We start from the raw sequence: 5763 nt of genomic DNA, 5'->3' as shown, positions 1-5763 counted from the left end.
GACGAGGCCGCCGAGCGCGGCTGGCCGGCGCTGCACGCCGAGCTCGCCCGCCTCGACCCCGAGGCCGCCGCCCGCCTCGAGCCGGGCGACGCCCAGCGCATCCAGCGCGCGCTCGAGATCGTGCGCCTCACCGGACGTCCGCTCGCCGAGAGCTACGCCCGCAAGGAAGACGACTCCCTGCCCTGCCGCCTGCTGCCGATCGCGCTCGCGCCCTCGGACCGTAGCGCGCTGCACGCGCGCATCGAGGAACGCTTCGACACCATGCTGCACGCCGGGCTGGTCGACGAGGTCCGCCAGCTGCGCGCACGCTACCGGCTCGACCCGTCCATGCCCTCGATGCGCTGCGTCGGCTACCGCCAGGTGTGGGAATACCTCGACGGCGGCACCGGCTACGACGAGCTGCGCTTCAAGGGCATCGCCGCCACCCGCCAGCTCGCCAAGCGCCAGCTCACGTGGCAGCGCCAGTTCCGCGAGACCTGGCCCGGCTTCGTCGAGCTCGACTGCCTGCGCCCCGACCTCCCCGAGGCCGTGCTGCACACCGCCCTGCGGCTGCTGCACGACCTCCCCCTGCACCCCGCCTGAACGGAACCCCACTCCATGGATGAACAGATCATCGCCGACGTCGAGCAGTGGCTCGACGAGGTCGTCATCGGCCTCGACCTCTGCCCCTTCGCGGCCCGCCCGCGGCGCGAGAAGCGCGTGCGCATCGCGGTCAGCCACGCCACCACCGCAGAGGCCCTGCTCGACGACCTGCAGGCCGAGCTCGAGCGCCTGTCCGACACACCCGTGGCGGAGCTCGAGACCACCCTGCTGGCGATCCCCGACATGCTCGAGGACTTCGCCGACTACAACGACTTCCTCGACGCGGTGGACCTGTGGGTCGAGCAGTTCGGCTGGGAGGGCGAGCTGCAGGTGGCGAGCTTCCACCCGCAGTACCAGTTCGCCGACACCGAGGCCGACGACCCGGGCAACCTCACCAACCGCTCGCCCTGGCCGCTGCTGCACATCATCCGCGAGGAGAGCCTGGAGAAGGCGATCGAGCATTACCCCGACGTCGACCGCATCCCCGAGCGCAACATCGCGCGCATGCAGGCGCTCACCGCCGCAGAGCGCGCGAAGCTCTTCCCCCACCTCTTCGGTTGAGTCGAGCGCGGCCGGTCGATCAGTTCCGCTGCTGTCGAAAACAGCAGGATGAATGCCATTCGCAAGCAGCCCGGAGCGGGTCGCGAGACCGGGGTTTACGCCTCCCGCCACGCTGGCCGCGCACCAAAAGCGGGAGTAGACTGGCAACAAACGTGAAATCCTTACTTTGCCTCGACTCGTAGCCCTTGCAACCCCGAACCCAGGAGATCCTCCCATGTTCCCCGAATATCGCGACCTGATCACCCGTCTCAAGCACAACGATCGCCACTTCACCCAGCTCTTCGAGAGGCACAACGAGCTCGACCAGAAGATCCACAACATCGAGACCCACGTCGTCCCCGGCACCAACCTCGAGGTCGAGGTCATGAAGAAGGAAAAGCTGGCGATCAAGGACCAGATCTACGCGTACCTGAAAAAGGTCGAAACCGAAAGCTGATCGCCCACGTCACGATGAGCGACCCCGCCTGCGCGGCCCGCGCGGCGGGGTTTTTCGTTTTCAGGCGGCGCTGCCTTGTGCGACCGCGGCCTGCGCCTCGCGCTCGCGCCGCGCCAGCAGCGTGTACACCGTCGGCACCACGAAGAGCGTGAAGAAGGTGCCGATCGTCAGCCCGCCCACGATCACCCAGCCGATCTGCTGGCGGCTCTCCGCCCCGGCGCCGCTCGCCAGCGCGAGCGGCAAGGACCCGAGCACCATCGCACCGGTCGTCATCAGGATCGGCCGCAGGCGCAGCACCGCCGCCTCCGTCACCGCCTCGCCCAGCGCCCGCCCCTGCTCGCGCAACTGGTTGGCGAACTCCACGATCAGGATGCCGTGCTTGGTGATCAGCCCGACCAGGGTGACCAGGCCGATCTGGCTATACACGTTGAGCGTGCCGCCGGTGAGCCACAGCGCACCGAGCGCCCCGGTCATCGACAGCGGCACCGTGAGCATGATGATGAAGGGGTCGCGGAAGCTCTCGAACTGCGCCGCCAGCACCAGGTAGATGAAGGCGAGCGCGAGCAGGAAGACGAGCGCGAGGCTCTCCGAGCTGGTCTTGAACTCGCGCGACTGGCCGTCGTAGTCGGTGCCGTAGCCCGGCGGCAGGATGCGGCCGGCGGTGTCCTCCATCCACTGCAGCGCCTCGCCGAGCGCGTAGCCCGGCGCCAGGTTGGCGGTGATCGTCACCGAGCGGCGCTGGCCGAAGTGGTTGAGCTCGCGCGGCGCCACGCGCTCGTCCACCTGCACCACGCTGGTCAGCGGCACCATGCGGCCGTCGCGCGCGCGCACGTAGATGTCGCGGATGTCGCGCGGGTCGCGGCGCTCGTCGGCGGCGACCTGCACGATCACGTCGTACTGCTCGGCGTCCTGCTTGTAGCGCGTGACCTGGCGGCCGCCGAGCATGCTCTCCAGCGTGCGCCCGATCACCTCCACCGCCACGCCCAGGTCTGCGGCGCGGTCGCGGTCGACCTGCACCGCGAGCTCGGGCATCGTCAGCTTCAGGTCGGTGTCGGGCGACACCAGGCCGGGGTTCTGCCGCATCTCGTCGAGGAAGGCCTCGGCCACGCGCGAGAGCTCGTCGTAGCTCTCCGAGGTCGACACCACGAAGCTCAGCGGCCGCGAGCGCACACTCTGGCCGAGCGAGGCGGGCAGGATGGGGAAGGCGTTCACCCCCGGCACCGCGCGCAGCTTCGGCTGCAGTTCGGCGGAGATCTCGCCCGCCTTGCGGCTGCGCTCGGCCCAGTCGGTGAAGCCGACGAAGGAGATGCCCTGCGACACCGTCGGGTTGCCGGCGATCACCATGTAGCGGTCGACCTCGGGCAGGCCGGCGTAGATGCGCTCGATCTCCTCAGCGTAGCGCGCCATGTAGTCGAGCGTGGCGCCCTCGGGGCCGGAGAACATGCCGATCACGCGACCGCGGTCCTCGAGCGGCGCGAGCTCGTTCTTCAGCTGCCCCATCAGCCACACCGAGCTCCCCGCGACCCCCACGAACACCAGCATCACCAGCCAGCGCGCGCTCAGCGCGAGCCCGAGCACGCCGCGGTAGCCTGCGGTGAGCCAGGACAGGAAGCGCTCGATACCGTTGTAGAGCGGGCCGTGGCGGGGCTCGTGGCGCAGCAGCTTCGCGCACATCATCGGCGACAGCGTCAGCGCGACGAAGCCGGACACGATCACCGCGCCGGCCAGCGTGAGCGCGAACTCGGTGAACAGCTTGCCGGTGCGCCCACTCATGAAGGCCACCGGCGCATACACCGCGGCCAGCGTGACCGTCATCGCCACCACCGCGAAGCCGATCTCCTTCGCGCCCTTGAACGCGGCGGCGACCGGCTCCATGCCCTCCTCGATGTGGCGATAGATGTTCTCCAGCACCACGATCGCGTCGTCCACCACGAGGCCGATCGCCAGCACCAGCGCGAGCAGCGTGAGCGTGTTGATCGAGAAGCCGAACACCAGCATCAGCGTGAACGCACCCACCAGCGACACCGGGATGGTCACCAGCGGCACCAGCATCGCGCGCCAGTTGCGCAGGAAGAACAGGCACACCGCGGCCACCAGCAGCACCGCCTCCCAGATGGTGGTGAACACCGCCTCGATCGAGCGCTCGATGAACACCGTGGTGTCGTTGGCGATCATCATCGACATGCCCTCGGGCAGCTCGGCCTGCAGGCGCGGCAGCATCTCGTCGAGGCCGCGCTTGAGATCGAGCGGGTTCGCCACCGACTGCTTGATGAGGCCGATCGAGATCGCCGGCCGACCCATGAAGCGCACCGCGGTGCGCTCGCTCTCGGGCGCCACCTCGACGCGGCCGACGTCGCGGATGCGCACCGGGTAGGCGTCGGCGGTGTCGCCCTGGCGCAGCACGACGGCCTCGAACTGCGCCGGCTCGACGAGGTCGGTCTGCGCCACCACCGCGAACTCGCGCTCGCGGCTCTCGATGCGGCCGGCTGGCAGCTCCACGTTCTGGCGCCGGATGGCGTCCTCGACGTCCTGCACCGTCAGCCCGAACGCGGCGAGGCGGTCGCGGTCCAGCCACACCCGCATGGCCTGGCGGCGCTCGCCGAACAGGCGCGCGTCGGCCGCGCCGGGCAGCGTCTGCAGGCGCGGCTTGATGATGCGGTTGGCGAAGTCGCTGATCTCCATCGGCGAATGCCGGTCGGACGAGAACGCCACCCAGATGATCGGGCTGGCGTCGGCCTCGACCTTGGCGATCACCGGCTCGTCGATGTCGTCGGGCAGGCGCTGGCGCACGCGCGAGACGCGGTCGCGCACGTCGGCCGCGGCCGAATCGGCGTCGCGCTCGACGCGGAAGCGCACGGTGATCTGGCTGCGCTCCTGGCGGCTGATCGAGGACAGCACATCCACGCCCTCGATGCCGGCGAGCGAATCCTCCAGCGGCTTGGTCACCTGCGACTCGACGATCTCGGCGCTGGCGCCGCGGTAGCGCGTGTCCACCGTGACCACCGGCTCGTCGATGTTGGGATATTCGCGCACGGTGAGCCGCGAGTACGACATCAGGCCCACCAGCAGCACGAGCAGCGACAGCACGGTGGCGAACACCGGGCGGCGGATGCAGAGCTCGGAGAGGACCATCGCTCAGTCCGCCCGCGCCACGCCGGCGGGCGCACCCGCCACCTTCACCGCCGCGCCGTCGCGCAGCTTGAGCTGGCCGGCGGTCACCACCACCTCGCCCGCCCGCACGCCCTCGATCACCTCGACCATCGCGTCGCGCCGCGTGCCGGTGCGCACCTCGACCCGCTGCGCCTTGCCCTCGGCGACCCGGTACACGAACTGGGTGTTGCCCGGCGCCGGCACCAGCGCGGTCTCGGGCACCACCACCACGTCGGCGCGCTCGGCGAGGATCAGGCGCACGCGCACGAACACCCCCGGACGCAGGCGCAGCTCGGGGTTGGCCAGGCTCGCGCGCAGCCGGACCGCGCGGCCCTGCGCATCGACCAGCGGATCGATCGCCTCGACCGTGGCGGCGAAGCGCTCGCCCGCGAGCACGTCGCTCGCGATCTCCACCGTCTGCCCGGGGCGCACGCGGTCGAGGTAGAGCTCGGGCAGGCGGAAGTCCACCTTCAGCGTGGCGATGTCCTCGAGGTTGATCATGGCCTCGCCGTCCTTGACGAAGTCGCCCGGGCTCACGCTGCGGATGCCGACCACGCCGCCAAACGGCGCGCGGATCTGCATGCGCGCGAGCCTGGCCTGCGCGAGCGCCACCCCGGCGCGCGCCACCTCGAGCTGCGAGCGCGCGTTGTCCAGGCTGCTGCGGCTCACGAAGCTGCGCGAGAACAGGTCCTGGCTGCGGCGGAAGTTCGACTCGGCCAGGGTCAGGCTGGCACGCGCCTGCTGCAGCTCGGCGCGCTGCACCGCGGCGTCGAACTCGATCAGCACCTCGCCGCGCCGCACCGCCTCGCCATCGCGGAAGCGGATCGCCTCGATCCGCCCCGACACCTCGGGGCGCAGCACCACCGACTCGTTCGACACCAGCGAGCCTACCGCGCTCACGTCGTCGGCCACCGCGCGCACGTCCACGGTGTGCGTCTCCACCACCACCGGCGCACCCGGCGCCGCGCCCGCGCCGCCCGCCACCGCCTTCGCACCCGCCGCCACCGCCGCAGGCGGACCGCCTTGCGCGCCTG

The 5763-nt window shown here is 70.6% G+C and carries 5 protein-coding genes; 3 read left to right on the top strand and 2 right to left on the bottom strand.

Annotated features, from left to right (window positions below; genetic code table 11):
• The 3 genes from miaA to C667_RS19625 form a co-directional block, all read left to right on the top strand.
• The coding region (gene miaA, locus C667_RS19635; protein ID WP_004378043.1) for a tRNA (adenosine(37)-N6)-dimethylallyltransferase MiaA at positions 1–582 on the top strand (582 nt) is incomplete at its 5' end.
• Positions 583–597: 15 nt separating this feature from the next.
• Positions 598–1143, top strand: a complete 546-nt coding sequence (locus tag C667_RS19630; RefSeq protein ID WP_004378041.1) for a DUF1415 domain-containing protein — start codon at positions 598–600, stop codon at positions 1141–1143.
• A 214-nt stretch (positions 1144–1357) separates the two neighbouring features.
• Complete coding sequence (locus tag C667_RS19625; RefSeq protein ID WP_004378040.1) at positions 1358–1579, top strand: HP1242/YdcH family protein; 222 nt, start codon at positions 1358–1360, stop codon at positions 1577–1579.
• Between the two features lie 60 nt (positions 1580–1639).
• Here C667_RS19625 and C667_RS19620 read toward each other — a convergent pair whose 3' ends face one another.
• Both C667_RS19620 and C667_RS19615 read right to left on the bottom strand, forming a co-directional pair.
• Positions 1640–4711 carry an efflux RND transporter permease subunit gene (locus C667_RS19620; protein ID WP_004378039.1) on the bottom strand — a complete coding sequence of 1024 codons (3072 nt, stop codon included), beginning with the start codon at positions 4709–4711 and terminating at the stop codon, positions 1640–1642.
• Between the two features lie 3 nt (positions 4712–4714).
• Positions 4715–5763 (bottom strand): efflux RND transporter periplasmic adaptor subunit (locus C667_RS19615; protein ID WP_004378038.1); only part of this gene is annotated, 1049 nt, incomplete at its 5' end.

The sequence above is a fragment of the Thauera phenylacetica B4P genome (genome assembly GCF_000310225.1).
Lineage (GTDB): Bacteria > Pseudomonadota > Gammaproteobacteria > Burkholderiales > Rhodocyclaceae > Thauera > Thauera phenylacetica.
This window is presented reverse-complemented; position numbering and strand designations above follow the sequence as displayed.